Annotated in this window: 12 protein-coding genes and 1 pseudogene; 5 read left to right on the top strand and 8 right to left on the bottom strand. The window is 70.2% G+C overall.

Going from position 1 to position 15,052, the window contains the following annotated elements; genetic code table 11:
• Positions 1 to 62 precede the first annotated feature (62 nt).
• Together J8N05_RS22345 and J8N05_RS22340 are read right to left on the bottom strand one after the other, a co-directional pair.
• Positions 63 to 723: pseudogene (locus tag J8N05_RS22345) on the bottom strand (NADPH-dependent F420 reductase).
• A 47-nt stretch (positions 724 to 770) separates the two neighbouring features.
• Entirely contained in the window at positions 771 to 1,700 is a 930-nt protein-coding gene (locus J8N05_RS22340) for an SDR family oxidoreductase (protein ID WP_210890304.1), read from the bottom strand.
• Positions 1,701 to 1,943: 243 nt separating this feature from the next.
• Here J8N05_RS22340 and J8N05_RS22335 point away from each other — a divergent pair, with 243 nt between their 5' ends.
• Positions 1,944 to 2,855, top strand: a complete 912-nt coding sequence (locus tag J8N05_RS22335; RefSeq protein WP_210885233.1) for a LysR family transcriptional regulator — start codon at positions 1,944 to 1,946, stop codon at positions 2,853 to 2,855.
• Positions 2,856 to 3,023: 168 nt separating this feature from the next.
• Here J8N05_RS22335 and J8N05_RS22330 read toward each other — a convergent pair whose 3' ends face one another.
• The 6 genes from J8N05_RS22330 to J8N05_RS22305 all read right to left on the bottom strand — a co-directional run bounded on the left by J8N05_RS22330 (position 3,024) and on the right by J8N05_RS22305 (position 9,403).
• The gene (locus J8N05_RS22330) at positions 3,024 to 3,656 is read right to left on the bottom strand and encodes a DUF4352 domain-containing protein (protein ID WP_210885231.1); all 633 of its coding nucleotides are present in this window, start codon (positions 3,654 to 3,656) and stop codon (positions 3,024 to 3,026) included.
• Positions 3,657 to 3,960: 304 nt separating this feature from the next.
• Positions 3,961 to 4,884: a hypothetical protein gene (locus J8N05_RS22325; protein WP_210885229.1), complete on the bottom strand. Its 924-nt coding sequence runs from the start codon at positions 4,882 to 4,884 to the stop codon at positions 3,961 to 3,963.
• 129 nt (positions 4,885 to 5,013) lie between these two features.
• Positions 5,014 to 5,865, bottom strand: a complete 852-nt coding sequence (locus J8N05_RS22320; protein WP_247706404.1) for an SCO6745 family protein — start codon at positions 5,863 to 5,865, stop codon at positions 5,014 to 5,016.
• 103 nt (positions 5,866 to 5,968) lie between these two features.
• Entirely contained in the window at positions 5,969 to 6,958 is a 990-nt protein-coding gene (locus J8N05_RS22315; RefSeq protein WP_210885228.1) for a patatin-like phospholipase family protein, read from the bottom strand.
• Positions 6,959 to 7,019: 61 nt separating this feature from the next.
• A complete protein-coding gene (locus tag J8N05_RS22310) occupies positions 7,020 to 8,729 on the bottom strand; it encodes a thiamine pyrophosphate-binding protein (protein WP_210885227.1) in 1,710 nt (569 codons plus the stop codon).
• A gap of 251 nt (positions 8,730 to 8,980) precedes the next feature.
• Positions 8,981 to 9,403 (bottom strand): hypothetical protein, encoded by a 423-nt coding sequence (locus tag J8N05_RS22305; protein WP_210885226.1) that lies wholly within the window; start codon positions 9,401 to 9,403, stop codon positions 8,981 to 8,983.
• A gap of 185 nt (positions 9,404 to 9,588) precedes the next feature.
• Between J8N05_RS22305 and J8N05_RS22300 the strand changes: the two genes are divergently transcribed.
• The 4 genes from J8N05_RS22300 (at position 9,589) to J8N05_RS22285 (ending at position 15,026) form a co-directional block, all read left to right on the top strand.
• A complete protein-coding gene (locus J8N05_RS22300) occupies positions 9,589 to 9,861 on the top strand; it encodes a hypothetical protein (protein ID WP_210885225.1) in 273 nt (90 codons plus the stop codon).
• Between the two features lie 17 nt (positions 9,862 to 9,878).
• The gene (locus J8N05_RS22295; protein WP_247706403.1) at positions 9,879 to 10,958 is read left to right on the top strand and encodes a hypothetical protein; all 1,080 of its coding nucleotides are present in this window, start codon (positions 9,879 to 9,881) and stop codon (positions 10,956 to 10,958) included.
• Between the two features lie 98 nt (positions 10,959 to 11,056).
• On the top strand, positions 11,057 to 14,017 hold the full coding sequence (locus J8N05_RS22290) for a helix-turn-helix transcriptional regulator (RefSeq protein ID WP_210885223.1): 2,961 nt from the start codon (positions 11,057 to 11,059) through the stop codon (positions 14,015 to 14,017).
• Positions 14,018 to 14,048: 31 nt separating this feature from the next.
• Complete coding sequence (locus J8N05_RS22285; RefSeq protein ID WP_210885221.1) at positions 14,049 to 15,026, top strand: alpha/beta hydrolase; 978 nt, start codon at positions 14,049 to 14,051, stop codon at positions 15,024 to 15,026.
• Positions 15,027 to 15,052: the final 26 nt, after the last annotated feature.

Below are 15,052 nucleotides of genomic sequence, written 5' to 3'. Positions count from 1 at the left end.
GCATGTCCGCCGCCGCGGACGGCAGAACGCCGGACCGTACCACCGCGCACGCCGACTTACGGTTACCGGATCGCGGTGGCCAGTGCCGTGCGAATGGCGTCCTCGCCCACCGGCCGGCCCTTCTCGTTCGAGAACGGTCCGTACGGGGTGCCCCACACCGGCGTGCCCACCTCCTGTCGCCAGCTTGTCGGCCAGCGATCCCGCGTCCACCACGCCGAATCCGATGGATTCGATGAACGCGGTCACCGCGGCCTTCGCCGGAGCGGAGTCCCCGGCGATCGGCAGGTACGAGCGGTCGGCCGCACCCGCCGGTCGGGCGAGTGACAGCAGGTGCTTGAAGAAGATGTTGTGGAACGCCTTCACGAGCACGGCGTCCGGGACGTACCGCAGAAGCAGCTCGCTGGAGGTGAGCGACTTGCTGTCGAGCTCGGGGATGTGCCCGTCACGCTCGGGGCCGTAGTTGCAGGTGTCGATGACCGTCTTCCCGGCCAGTGACGCGGCGGGCAAGTGGGGAAAGGCCTTGACCGGCACAGTGACCACGACGATGTCACCGGCCGCCGCGGCCTCCCCGCTCGTCGCCGCGGACGCCCGCGGCCCCAGTTCCGCGACGGTGTCCGCGAGCGTTTCCGGCCCGCGCGAGTTGCTGAGCACGACCTGGTATCCGGCCTCGACGGCGAGCCGTGCGACGGTACTGCCGATGTTGCCGCTTCCGATGATTCCCACAGTCGTCGTCATATTCTCATCGTCCTTTCAGAAGAGCCGAATTCTTGTCATGCGCCGTAATGGCCGTTGTCCAGATCGGCGAACAGGCCGGGCTGAATGGGTTCCCAGCCCAGGGTGCGGCGAGTGATGAGGTTGGACGCCGGGTAGCTCTGCGTGACTATGTTCGCGAGAAACCCGAAATATCCAGGCACCATCAGTACGTCCGCGGGAACGCTCGCGACGGGCAGTCCCAGACGGCTGCCTATGGCCTCGGCTATCTCGCGCAGCGGCACGGCCCCGTCACCGACCGCGTGCCAGTATTTCCCGGCCGGCCCCTTCTCCAATGCCAGCCGGAACAATGAGGCGACATCGCGGATGTGCACGGCGTTCCACAGATTCGCGCCGTCACCGGGGTAGCCGACGAACCCCTTTTCCTTCGCGAGCGCGATCAGCTGCACGAGGAACCCGGCCCGATCGGTCGTGCTGTGCGCGATGTTGGCGATCCGCACGACCGAGGACCGCACTCCCTGCTCGGCGAGGCCGATCACGGTGGTCTCCACGACGTTGCGAACCCGCAGGGTGCCCTTGTACTCATCGCCGCCGGGAAGGGCCGGATCCTCCTCGGTGACCGGCCGGCCCAGGTTCCCCGGTGAGCCTATGCTCCCCGCCGCGACCAGCGGCTTTCCGGTTCCCGCCAGTGCCTCGCCGTACGCGAGCATGATCCGGAGCTCCGCGGCGGCCACGGCGTCGAGCCCGCCTGTGGGGAGCAGGTCCTGCCTGTGCGCGACGTGGATGACGCCGTCGGTGTCTGCGGCCGCCTCCTTGAGCCCGTCGAGATCCTCAAGGCCACCGCGACGCACCTTCGCGCCGAGCGCGGACAACGCCGCCGCGGCCGTGTCCGACCGGGCCAGGCCGGTGACCTCATGTCCGGCGGTGATGAGTTCGGGGATGATGTACGAACCGGAATGGCCGGTCCCACCAGTGACGAAAACGCGCACGCTGATGCTCCTTCTTTCCTTGTCGTTGGTGTCGCGTGAGAAGTGGCGACAATTCTCGATGCGTTCTTTCGGGAGTGCTCTTACGGCGAATGCGATCAGGTCGCGTTGAGGTTCCGCATTGAGATGTCGCATTGAGGTGCCGAATCGAGGTACCTATTTAGGCTGCCAGTTGCCTGAGTAAGTGTCCAAGACCTCTTTTGGCTGCGGTGATACCCTCAAGGCATCACCGGACCGGGAGGCGCCATGGATCTGGACCTGCGTAAATTGCGTTACTTCGTCGCCGTGGCCGACCGGTTGCACTTCGGCCGCGCCGCCGATGAACTGCATATCGCGCAGCCGGTGCTCAGTCGGCAGATCCGCGCGCTTGAACAGGATCTCGGCGCCACACTGTTCACCAGGGACCGTCACGGCGTAGCGCTCACCGACGCGGGCCGACAACTGCTGGCCGACGCCGGTCCGTTGCTCGCTTCCGCGCACGCGGTCCGTCGCCGGGTGTCCGCCGCCGCCCGCGGCAGCCGGCGGTTGACGATCGGATTCCGCGCCGGTATCCCGGTCATTCCGGCGGCGCAGGCGTTCGAGGCCCGGCACCCGGACGTGGTCGTGGACGTACAGCGGATCGAAGGGGACGACCAGGCCCCGATGCTGCTCGACGGCCGCATCGACGTCGGCTATGTGCGGCTGCCCATCGACGAGACCGGTCTGCGTGTCACCCCGCTGTACGCCGAGCCGCGGGTGGCGGTGCTGCCCGTCGGCCACCGGCTGGCCGGCAAGGAGGAGGTCACCGAGGCGGACCTGGCCGGCGAACCGCTGGTCTGGCACGCCGACCCGAGCACGCAGCCGACCAGGCGCCCGCACCCCAATGCCGGGTACGTGGTGCGCGGGGCGGACGAGACGCTCGAACATGTCGCGGCCGGCCGGGGCATCTCGTTCCTGGCCCGTTCGGCGACCGTGTTCTACTCCCATCCGGAAGTCGTCTATGTGCCCATCCCGGAGCTGGCGCCCGAGCAGGTGTGCCTCGCGGTGACGGCCTCACGCACCTCGCCACTGGTCGATGACTTCATCACCGCGGCTCAGGCGACGGCCGAGATCACGGCGGAATGCGGGAACTATGAGATGTGGCAGCTTATGAGCGACGCCGTTTCCAAGCGCGATTGAGCAGTCGGTCCGACCGACGAAAGCAACGCCCCACGCGCACCGAACAGTTCAGGACGGGCGTTCGGCGTGTCCGCGGTGAAGTCACGGACTACCGCCCCCGGTACGGGCACCCAGACATGCCGAAGCCCGGCCGCGCACGGAAGCGGGCCGGGCTGACCTGTCGCGGAGTCAGGAAACGTCGGCGCGGATCGAGTCGCCGATGAGCCCGTCCGTGTACGTAACGGTCTTCGCGGTGAACTTGCCCTTGCCGGTGACCGCCCCGGTGACGTTCTCCCCGGGGGCCAACTTCACGGTGTCGATCTGGTTCTCGTCGGCGGCCAGCTCGGAGGCGTGTTTCGTGCCCTTGGTGTCGGTGATCGCGAAGTACAGCGGGTTCACGTCGATCGTGTCGTCACTGTTGTTCGTGATGGTCACGGACACGCTGGTGTAATTGGCGTCCTGCGCCAGGATCGAGGCCTTGAAGGGGGTCTCCTTCGCGGTGACCTTGATGGGCGACTCGGGCGCCGCCGCTTCCTTCTTCTTCGGAGCCTCGCTCTTCTCGGCCCCCGTACCGCTGTCCTTGGTCGCGGCCGCGGTTGTGTCCTTGCTGGTCTTGTCGTCCGAGTCGCCGCCGAGAGCGGCGCCGAAAATTCCCAGGATGACGAGAAGGCCGACGGCGCCGGCGCATCCGATGCCGATGTTGCGACCGGTGTTGCTCTTCCGCGGCGGCGGAGGCGGGGCTCCCCACCCCGGCTGCTGCTGCGGCTGACCCCAGTTCGGCTGCTGCGGGTACTGCTGGTTCTGCGGGTCGTGCTGGTTCATGCGGTACTCGCAGTCGAAACCATTCGCCCCGGGGAACTCGTGCCCTGACCGCCTCAGTCGATCCTGGTGACGCTGTACGGGGTCAGCGTCACCGGACCCGACCAACCGCTCCGTAAGCCGCCCCCCTCCACGGCCGCCCCCCTCCACGGCCGACCCGTCCACGACTGACCCGTCCACGGTCGATCTGTCCACTTTCGATTCGTCCGTCGGCGTACGTGAACTACCGGACAAGGCCCGCCTGGTGCGATCGGACCGGCCCTGCCCTACCGTGATCCCGCGGCCGTCAGTTGCGCCCTGAGTGGGCTCACGCCCGAGCGTCGCGCGGAACGGGCCCCATGAGATACGTGAGCAGCCCGCGGTCGTCCTCTGAGGTCAGGTCGAGGGTGGTCACGCGGTGAGAGGTCCACAACGGTGCGCCATCGATCCACGGTACGAGGGCAGCGCCGGGCCGCGGCAGGCCGTGGACGTCGGCGACGCCCGCCGGCGCAAGACGTCGTGCCTGCCGCTTCGTGGCGATCTGCAGGAGCAGGGGCGCGGTCTCGTCCGGGTCGCCGTCGGCCTCGTACAGCAGCAAGTAGGCCTCTCCGTCGTGCGGTTCGTGCAGCAGTAGCCAGCGCATCGGGCGTACGTCCTCGCTGACGGCCACGCGGGCGAGAGCGCGGGCGCGCCGTGCTCCGAACACGCTCACCACCAGTCCGCAGGCCGACGCGGCGAGGAAGAGCAGGCCGCGGCCGGTCCCGCCGAAGAGGTGCAGCACACCACTGAGCCCCGTGAGCGCCACGAAGACGGTCCAGCCGGCGATGCCGGGCAGACGGAAGGCGCTGAGCAGGGCACGATCGCGCCACCAGACCAACCGGCCCCGGTCATCGGTCGCGGGTGCGGGAGGCTTCTGCCGTGGTGCGTCGCCCGCGGAACTCGTGGCAGCTTCGAGGAGAGTGGAGTAGGTGAGATCGGCGGTGGCCAGCGGAGCTTGCAGGGAGCGCAGGGCCACCGTCCTGCGTCGGCGTTCCTTCCGCGACTGGGGATTCAGGCTGAGCAACAGGCCGCCGTAGGCCGCGGCGCCCACCAGCAGACCGCCGATGAACATCGTGAACCAGGCGAAGGCACCGGCCTCCGTTCCGTCGTCGAACCCCTCGAAGCAGCCGACCGTCACACCGGGGGTCGCGATGAACAGGCCAACGAGACCGACGCGCAGCAACCACTTCTCGGGCGCGCGGCCCGGGCCCACGGGGGGAATGGAATGTCCATGCCTCTCCTGTCCTCATGCAGCGTTCTTCAGACACATGAGTACAGCGGTTGGTTGCGTGACCTGTCGTATATTTCCGCGGCCGTTCTGGTCTGTGGCGGTTTCTGCGTGTCACTGTGAGCCTGTGGCCACCAGCGCCGCGGTGACGGGTTCGAGTTCGGTGATCAGTTCGTCGAGCTCGGCGGGGGACAGGGCGTCGTAGGGCGCGACGGCGAGTTCGTCGGTGAGCGTTTCGATGCGTTGTTTGGTCGCGCGGCCGGCCTCGGTGAAGTGGCCGTCGGCGTCGACGAGCCCGCGTGCGCGCAGGCCGGACATGACCGCGGCCAGGCGCTCTTTCGGCAGGTGATGGATGCGGCCGAACGACTCCGGGGGGTGGATGCCCTGTTCCAGAGCGGAGAGCACATGGGCTTCCGTGCCGCCGATACGCGCGCCGACGAGCGCGGCGATGTGCCCGTCACCGCGGTGCTCGCGCAGCATGGTCGCGGAATGCCACAACCGGGCGACGGGGTCGCCGGGTACCTCAAGGGTGCGCATGCCCGCGTACATCACCCGGCCTTCGGTGGGGGCGCTCGTCGCGGCCTTGGTCGTGAGGTCCGCGGCGCGCACCAGGCCGGGGGAGTCGGCCAGTTCGTCGCCGAGGATGCGGCGCAGGGAGGCCGCGCTGCCCCGCTCCCGCGCGGCGACGGAGGCCTCGGGCGGGATCGTCTCCCAGGCGCTTGGGATGTGCCGTGCGGCCTCCCCGTCGGCGAAGTTGTAGAAGGCCGCGTGCACGACGTGGGCCGGCACCCGTCCCAGTGGTGCGGCACGGCTGGCGAAATAGCCGTCCCAGTAGGTGCGGTGGCCGAGCGCGGCCAGTTCTTCGTTGCACTCGTCGGCGCAGAAGGTGACCAGGCAGATCGGCTCCAGGAGCTCGAACATGCGGCGGGCGATGCCGGTCGTCGGATGCGGGCGCGTCTGGCCCATCGGGTTCTCCCTCTTTCGGATACGCCGACTTGGACCGGTCGGCGCACCGAAACTCATCGGTGACCGGGAGAAACCGTGCGCACTCGCCCCGCCCCGTCGGCCGTCACTCCGAAGGATCGGTGGGGCAACGCTTCACGTACGCGTCGGCCGCGTGCCAGCCGCGTTGGACGGCCTCCTGCCGCTGGGCCAGGTCCAGGCCGAAATCGGTGACACCGAGAGCCGGCAGGTCCACGGCGATGGTCCGGTCCCGTACCCCGGGGCGGTCCAGATGGCTCTGGTCGTTGCCCACGACGGCGGTCGTCACGACCTGCTGGAGCAGGTGCAGCAACGGGAACAGCCGCAGAGCCGGGAGCGAGAACAGTTGGGCGATGCCCGCGGGCAGGTCGGGGAGGATACGTACCCCGATCGTCCGCCAGCGGCTCTTCTCTCCGTCGGTGCGGTCGAACACCTCGACGGGGAAGTTGGACAGCACCCCGCCGTCGACGATCACCGATTCCTGTCCGGTCTCGCCATGGGCGAGTGTGCGCGGCTGGAAGTAGAAGGGAATCGACAGCGACATCCGTACGGCGTCGGCCACCGACTGCTCTTCCGCCTTGAGGCCGTAGAGGTGGTAGTCCCACGGAAGTCGCAGCAGCCGGCCGCGTGTGACATCGGTGGCCGTTACCACCAGCTTGTACTTCTGGTCCTCGGTGAGCCCCGCGGAGTCACCGCTGTCCTCGCGTCGCAGATCGGCGAAGGTGGTGACCTTCTTCCTGGCGAGTACGGTTTTTATCCACTGGTGGATCCAGGCACCCTGGTACGCCCCGTGCCGGCGGAGCAGTGAAACGCCTTCGCTCAGCATCGGAACGCCCGGCATCGGCCACCTGCCGAGCCGGTCCCGGTCGGGTATCAGGTTCAGTTCCAGGTCTTCCATGACCTCGCGCAGCTCTTCGGCGTCCATGCCGGCCGCCACGAAGGCCGCGGCGACGGCACCCACCGAGGTGCCCGCCACGCGCTGGAAGGTGTATCCCTCCTCCAGCAGCCGGATCACCGCACCCGCGGTGCCCAGACCGCGTACCCCTCCGCCTTCCAGAACCAGATCCGCCTTGGACATGGTTTCCCCCCTTCTGGTCCGGTTCTTCTCAGCCCGCCCTCAGCCCGCCCTCAGTCGTCCTTCAGTCCTCCCTCAGGCGTTCCTCGACGGCCTCCACGAGACCGGCGATCACACCGTCGGGTGAGGGGCTGTAGTGCGGAACGGCCCACCGGGTGATGTGGGCGTCGATGAGCGTGGGCCGCCCGGAGCGCAGCGCCCTGCGGAACGCGTCCTCGAACTCGTCGAGCGTGTCCACCCGGTAGCCGTCCGCACCGCACGCGCGCGCGTACGCCGTGTAGTCCGGGTTCCGGAACCCGGTCAGGCCGGACTCCCCGTGCTGGGACAGCTGGTAGAGCTTGATGAGCTTGAACTCCTCGTCGTTGAAGATGACCCAGATGACGGGGATCTCGTGTTCGACGGCGGTCATCAGCTCGAACCCGCTCATCGCGTAGCACCCGTCACCGCAGCCGACGACGACGGTCCGTCCCGGGTGTGCGAGCTGTACGCCGATGGCGCTGTTGACGGCTCCTGCCATCGGCCCGTAGGAACCGGCCTTGCGGAAGTGCTGCCCGTCCTCCAGCTCCACGTAGTAGCCGAGCCAGGCCGTGTGGGCGCCCGCGTCGCCCAGCAGGATGCCCTGCGGCGGCAGTATCCGGCCGATCGCCTGCGCGAGTTGGCCCGGGTGGAGCTTGCCGGGCAGCCGGACGATGCGCCGGGCCTCGTAGTCCTGGCCGTCGACCTCGACCTGCGGCACCTCACCGACCCGCCGCTCCAGCGCGTCGACGAGTGCGGCCACCGCCGGGCGGGCGTCGGACACCAGGGTGTGGTCGGCCCGGTACCTTTTCTTGAACTCGTCCCCGTCGATGTTCACATGGACGAGCTGCTTGTCCTGGAACAGGTCGCCGCGGAAGTCGAAGGTGGCGTGCTGGTTGAAGGAGTTTCCGACGGCCAGGACGATGTCGGCCTCCCGGAAGGCCTTCCAGGCGCTGGAGTGACCGCTGTCGGCGAAGACCCCCACGGCGAGCGGATGCCCCTCCGGCACGATGCCCTTGCCGTCCAGCGTGGTGATCAACGGGATCTGGAACCGCTCGATCAGTCGCCTGATCTCCGGCCCGGCTCCGCTGCGCACCGCGCCGAAGCCGGCGAGCAGCACGATCTTCTTCCGCCGCCCGAGCGCGTCCGCCAGGAACGACGAGATCTCCTCGACCCTTGCGGGGTCGGGCAGGACCGGAGCCACGTCGAGCTGCAGGGGCCGGAAGTTCTTCACCTCGGTGCCGCGCTCGTTGAGGTCGCTGGCCACATGGATGTGTACCGGTCCGGGCCGTCCGCCCAGAGCGATGTTGACTGCCTCTTCCAGGACGTCACAGGTGTCGGACGGGTCGGAGATCAGGAAGGACTTCTTGGTCGTGGCCGCGAACATGGCCCGCGAGTCGGCAGTGCGGTGCACCCCCGAGGTCTCGTTGAGCGCCCCCCACCCCTCCCACTCCATCCGTGCGTAACCCGAGACGGCCAGCACCGGATAGGAGTCGGTCATCGCCACGCCCAGCCCGGATATCAGGTTGAACGCGCCCGGGCCCGCCGTCGCGAAGCAGAAGCCCAGCCGGTCCGTGTACATGGCCTCACCACAGGCCATGAAGGACGCGGCCTGCTCGTTACGGGTGATGACCGTCCGGATCCGTCGCGACTCCTCCAGGGCCAGCATCAGGTCGGCGACGCTCTCCCCGGCACCGCCGAAGGCGGTCTTCACCCCGATTCCTTCCAGCCCCTTGACGATGGCCTCGTAGACCTTCATGGCCCCTCCCCGACTCGCCCCACCGCATGTCCGTCTTGTGATCTTCCTTACGTTCTGTCCGTTCTCGGAATGTGCAGCGTAGTTGAGGACCGAGAGGCTCCACGCATGAGAATCGGCCACTCCTCGCCGGGGGAGGGGCGCCGATAGGGAGGATGCGGCGGACGCCCGCGGGTGGCCACTCGTGTGGGGGACTTGGATGGCTGAGCCCAGTGAAAGAGGTTGTCGCCAGACTGCTCTGCGAAAAGGCGCCGCTACGGCCGGTTCTCCACGCCGTGAGCTGCCGCCAGCCCTACGAGTGCGGCCACGGCCTCGACGGCGTTCGCGGTGGAGAGTACGAGCACGGGGTCGGGCTTCTGGAGAAGGAGGCCGCTCCAGACCCTGAAGAAGGGACGACCCTGCGGTCCACCGGTGTCGAACGAGATGGACCCAGCCAGCTTGTTGACATCCAGTGCGCCAGGCATCCAGAACGCGGGGCTGTCCTCGAACCGAAGGTGGTTGTGGCTGGTGAACGGATACCACTGGCTCAACGCGCTCGCCCTCGCAGCCAGCACCAACTCCTCCGCGACAGGGGGAACCCATGAGTCGGTCCCTCGCACCGCGGAGTCGGCGGACCGTGCGCATTCCTCCATCCAGTCCCAGGCGGCAGCCGGCGACCACGGGGCATTCGACTCCATCCATCAAGTCTGGCTCGATGCGCAGGTGATCACGTCGGTTACGGGGAGATGATCGTGGTCCGGCTTGTGCGACCACGTCGTCGGAACCGCGCGGGGCAGCACGATGCCGCTGACGAGGACCTTCCGCGATCGGAAATCGCCGGACCGGCGAACGGATGTCAGTGCCTCCTGGCACGATCACGTGCATGACGTCGATCCACGAGCAGCTCGTTCACGACACGGCGCAGCAGTACGGCGTCCCGGACGCGGTCGCGGCCGAGCTGCTTGCCCGCTCCCGCCCGTGCGTCTACCTGCTGCAGTTCGACGAACTGTCCCCGGCCCAGACGGAAACCGCCCGTCCGGCCGCTCGCACGGGCGGCCTGCCCTCGCTCCCGGACGACGCCGACTGGTCCGTAAGCGGACGGTCCTCTGCGCCACCAAGAGCCAGCAAGTTCCCCCGTCCTTCGGAGTCCTCGTGACGCACCCTGCCCGACTCGTGACCACAATCGCCGCCCCTCTGCCTTTCACCAGAGCCGACGACGCCCCCCACCTGGAGCGGCGGGCGGGAAGGCGGCTGCTCGTACAGCGAGGTGACACGGAGCTGATCGTGCAGCACCTCGACGAGTCGTGGGCCACGGCCGGGACCGGCCGCTTTCCGGCTCCCTGGCCGCGCCGGTACGGCCACTTCGCGGTGTCGCCGACCGGTGACCTGGCCGTCTTCGCCGGGCCGCACGCGCTAAGGGTGGTGGACCGGGCGGGAAACCTGAGGTGGGAGGTGCGACACCGCTGCTGGGCAGGGTGCGCGGGGCACGAGTCCTTCGCCGAGTACGCCGACCAGCGGGACCATCGGTACGTCGGCAGCGGCTCGGCCGGGTTCTCCGCGGACGGGACCCTGGTGTGGGCCCACATCCGCGGCCCCCTGGCCCTCGACCGCGGCCGTGGAGCCGACGAATGGCTGATCATGGCCGCCCAGGACGGCACGGTACTGGCCCGCGCCGCGACACATACGGCAGCCGAAGGTTCCGACCACGTCGGGCATCCGGATGCTGGCCAGATGGGCCTGACCATCGGCGAAGGACAGGACGGCGCTCCGCTGCGCTGGGGACGCTGGGACGGCCGCACCCTCGCCATCGACAGCTTCAGTGACGAGGACCGCGTCCTGCTGGCTGTGAGTCCCACCGGAAACCGCCTGCTCACCGTCACCCACGACCAGGACACCCTCGCCCTCCACCGGGTCACCGACGGCACGGTGGAAGCCTCCCTGTCCGCGGCCGAACTCCCACCGCGCCCCGCGCCGACGACCGAGCAGTCCGAAGCCTTCGAGGGCGACGAGACACAGGCGTTCTTCGACTACGAGGGCGGCTTCGCCGACGAGGACACCGTCGTCGTCGCGACGGTCGAGAGCGACGAAGAGTTCGGCACGGGCAGGCACTGGCTCATCGATGCGACCCGTATGCGACTGACCGACCGTCTCGCCTACCCCTTCGAGGTGCCCGGCCTGCCCAGGGCTCTGGGCGACGGTACCTGGTACACCGCCTCCGCCACCGAGTCCGCCCTCCATCTCTGGACCACGTAGTGAGGCCCGGTGACCAGTCATGTGACAGAAGCGGTTTCGCCCCGGCCTCGGCGAGAATCCCCAGGTAAGGGAAAACGCACCGCCCCGGGAGTACGTGCATGACGGTCCACCCGCCCCAGCAGCCCATGACCGGCCACGAGGCCACCGTCCTGGGCCGGGACGGCGAGATCGAGCGGATCCTGCGCTGCGTGACACGCGAGCCCGGCACTCCGCAGACCCTGCTGCTCCTCGGCGAGGAGGGGATCGGGCGGACGACCGTGCTCCGGCACGTCAGGGAACGGGCCGCCACCGACGGCGTACTGGTGCTGTCCGCACAGGGCTGGGCCGAGGACCCTAGGCATGCGCAAGCCTGTCTGCGGCAGCTGCTGACACCGACGGTACGAGGCGAGCTGGCCGCTCTGCCCGCCGCGCAGCAACGGCTGCTGACGGCCGTACCGGGCGCGGACGACGGCGACAGGTCTGAGCTGCACACGGCGGTCACGGCCTTGCTGGACCGGCTCGCCGCGGTCCGGCCGGTGCTGGTGTGCGTGGACGACGCCGACCTGTGCGACCGCGCCTTCCTCGAAGCGCTGTTCACCGCGGTCCGGCTGCTCCCCGGCCGCGCGCTCACCGTGCTGGTCGCCGCACACCACGAGGCGGACCTCCCCGGCCCGCCGCCCGGTTCCGAGATCCTGCGACTGGGGCCGCTGAGCGACGCCCCGGCCGCAGCGTTCCTCGACGGGCAGCCGTCGGCGCCCACGGGCCGGCACCGCCTGGAGATCCTGGCGGAGGCCGAGGGCAATCCGCTGGCCCTCGTGGAGCTGAGCCGCGGCGTACCGGGGCCCACCGGAGTGACACGACATCTGCCCGCGGAGCACGTCTTCGGCGTACGACTGGACGCGCTTCCCGCGCGGACACGCCGGGCCCTGCTGTACGCGGCGGCCGCCGGGCCCGGCGAGACCGTCGGCGCCGTCATGGCCGCCCTGGGCACCGACGACCTCGCGGTGTGGGCACCGGCGGAGGCCGCCGCCCTGGTCGTACTGGTCGAGGACCGGCTCGACTTCCGGCATCCGCTGGCGCGCTCGGCCGCGTATCTCAGGCGCCCGGCCGGTGAACGCCGGCAGGCACACCGCGACCTCGCCAAGATCGCCGTCCTGCCCGAGGCCAGGGCCCGCCATCTGGCCGCCACCACCGTGGGACCCAACGCGTTCGTCGCCGCCCTGCTGGCCGAGTCCGCCTGGCGGCGCGGGGACGCGGTGTCGGCCGCGCACGCCCTGGAGCGGGCGGCACGGCTCAGCCCACAGCGGTCAAAACGGGCGCGTCGGCTGGCCGAAGCACTGACAGCGGCGCACATGGTGGGCGATCCCGGCTGGGTACGGGAGCTGTACGGACGGCTCGTCCAGGAGTCCGGCCACCCGGAAGCCCTTCCGGAAGCCCCTCCGGAAGCCGAGCCGACGGCCGATACGGAAGCTGCCCCGAAGGCCGATACGGAAGCGGACCCGAAGGCTGATCGGAAAGTCGATCCGGAACTCGTCTGTGCCGCGGCAGGCGCCCTGGCCTCCGTCCTGTCCCAGGAGTCCGCCCAGCGCGAGGCCTTCGAGGTACTGGCCGAGGTCGCCGAACACCTCCCGGCGATCGACCGGACCCACGCGCTCGCGCTCACGGGCCTCGCGGCGGCCATCGCCGACCAGTCCGGCCTGCCGGAGCACACGGCCGCCCTGTCCACCCTGCTCGACCGCGCCCGCCAGGCCCACGCGTCCGCGCGCTGGCATCCCGCCGCGGCTGGCCCACTGCTCCGCCTGGACACACCGCACGCGCGGCGCGCACTGGAAGCACTGGTCACGGTGGTGGCCCGGCCGGAGTCCGCCACCGGCTCGCACTCCGGCCTCGGCAGGCCGCACGCCACCCCGCAGTCCGGCCCGGGCCGACCGTACGGCGTCTCGCCTGCCGGACCGGACGTCCCGTCCGTCGGACCGGACTCCCGGCCCCTCGGACCGGACGCGCCGGCCGCTCGGACGGTGCTTGCCACCGTGGCCCGCCACGCGGACGAGGCGGACGTGGACCTGGGGCAGTCGCGTACGGCCGACGACCGGCTGCGGGCCGCCCGCGCCTTCGGACTGCGCGGCTGGTCGGTCCTCCCTCTCGTCGACACCCTCCTGGCCATCGGGCGGTTCCCGGAGGCCGAAACCGTCATCCAGGACGCCCTGACCGAGGCCGAGGTACTGCGCCTGCCCCGCCTCCAGGCCGACCTGGAGGCACAGGCGCTCACCGTCCGGGCGCTGCGTGGAACCCTCACGGAGGCGCCCCGGCTCACCCCCGCCGTCTGGCGTGCCGTCTGCCTGGACGAGAACCGGGCCACGCACGCCCGGCTGCTGCGCGCCCGTGGACTCGCCGCCCTCTCACAAGGCGACGGGGAAGGAGCCTGGCGGCACCTGCGCGAACTGTTCACCGCCGACGGAGCGCCGCTGCACCCCCACCTGTCCGCGCGGAGCATCGCCGAACTCGCGGTCGCCGCCCAGCGCACCGGACGGTCCGCCGAGGCACTGCCGATCCTGGAGCGGGTCCGCGCCGAACAGGGGGACCGCCCGAGCACCAGGATGACGCTGCTCATGCACCACGCCGCCGCCATGGTCGGCCCGGACGGCGAGGCCGAGGAGCACTTCCAGCTCGCGCTCGTCAATCACGGGGCAGGCCGGTGGCCGTGGGAGCGCGGTCACGTCCGCCTCGACTACGCGATCAGGCTGCGACGCCGCCGTCGTACGCTGGAGGCGCGCCGACAGCTGACCACGGTCCTGGAGACCGCCGAACGCCTCGGCGCCGGCGCCCTCGCGACCGCCGCCCGGATAGAGCTGCGCGCCAGCGGCGCCGCACCGGCCCCCAAGAGCGTGGGGCCGCTGGACGAGCTGACGGCACAGCAGCGGCAGATCGTCCAGTTCGCCGCGAGCGGTCTGTCGAACCGTGAGATAGGGGAGCGGCTCTTCCTCTCGCCGCGCACCGTAGGCTCGCATCTGTACAACGTGTATCCCAAGCTCGGCGTCAGCAGCCGTCATCAGCTCCGTGACCTGGTACAGGACCGGTGAGAGCGGCGACAGAACGGTCGGAGGAGAGCCCATGAGACCCGGAGAACCGGGTGCGGCCGTGGCCCTCGACCACGTGGTGCAGCGCCTGCTCACCGCCTCCGCCACCCCGCCCTCCCTCGACGACCTCGGCCCGGACACCGCGCGGCGCGCCCTGCGCGAGACCCAGCCCGAGCGGTTCGAGGACTTCGACGTGGACGCGGTCTTCCGCGTGGCACCGGCCGGCCCGTCCGGACTGCTCGGCTTCTGGACCGTCCGCCCCGCCGGGGTGTCCGGCCCACTGCCGGCCCTCCTGTATCTGCACGGCGGCCGCTGGGCGCTCGGCGACGCACAGACCCACGCCCGGCTCATCAGCGAACTCGTCACCGGTGCGGGGATGTGCGCCCTGGTCCCGGAGTACAGCCGCGCCCCCGAGGCCCGCTACCCGGTGGCCCTGGAGGAGTGCTACTCGCTGTTGACCTGGGCGGTCTCCCAGGCCGGCGAACTCGCGCTGGACCCCGACCGGCTGGCGGTGGCGGGGGACTGCGGCGGGGCCACGCTGGCGGCCGCCGTGACCATGCTGGCGAAGCACCGAGGCGGACCGCGGATCGGCGCGCAACTGCTCTACTACCCGCTCACCGACGCCGGCTGCGACAGCGCCTCACAACGGCAGTTCGCCACCGGCTACCTCCTCACACGCCAGGCGCTGCGCGCCTACTGGACGCGTTACGTCGCCGACCCCGCGCGGCGGAGCGAACCCACCGCGGCCCCGCTGCGGGCGAGCACGGACGAGCTGGCGGGGCTGCCGCCCGCGCTGGTCGTCACCGCCGAGGCCGACGTGGCCCGCGACGAGGGCGAGCAGTACGCGCGCCGGATGTCCGAGGCCGGGGTCGAGGCGGCGTCCGTGCGGTTCCTCGGGACGATCCACGACTTCGTGGCGCTGCACGCCCTGGCCGACAGCGAGCCCACCCGGGCGGCGATCCTGACGGGATGCGCCTTCCTGCGTACGCGTTCGAAATCGTCATCATCGTGACGATCACCATTGTGGCGGCCCGAGAG

The sequence above is a fragment of the Streptomyces liliiviolaceus genome (assembly GCF_018070025.1).
Classification (GTDB): Bacteria; Actinomycetota; Actinomycetes; order Streptomycetales; family Streptomycetaceae; genus Streptomyces; species Streptomyces liliiviolaceus.
Note: the sequence above shows the minus strand (reverse complement) of the source record. Positions and strands in the feature narration are given on the sequence as shown.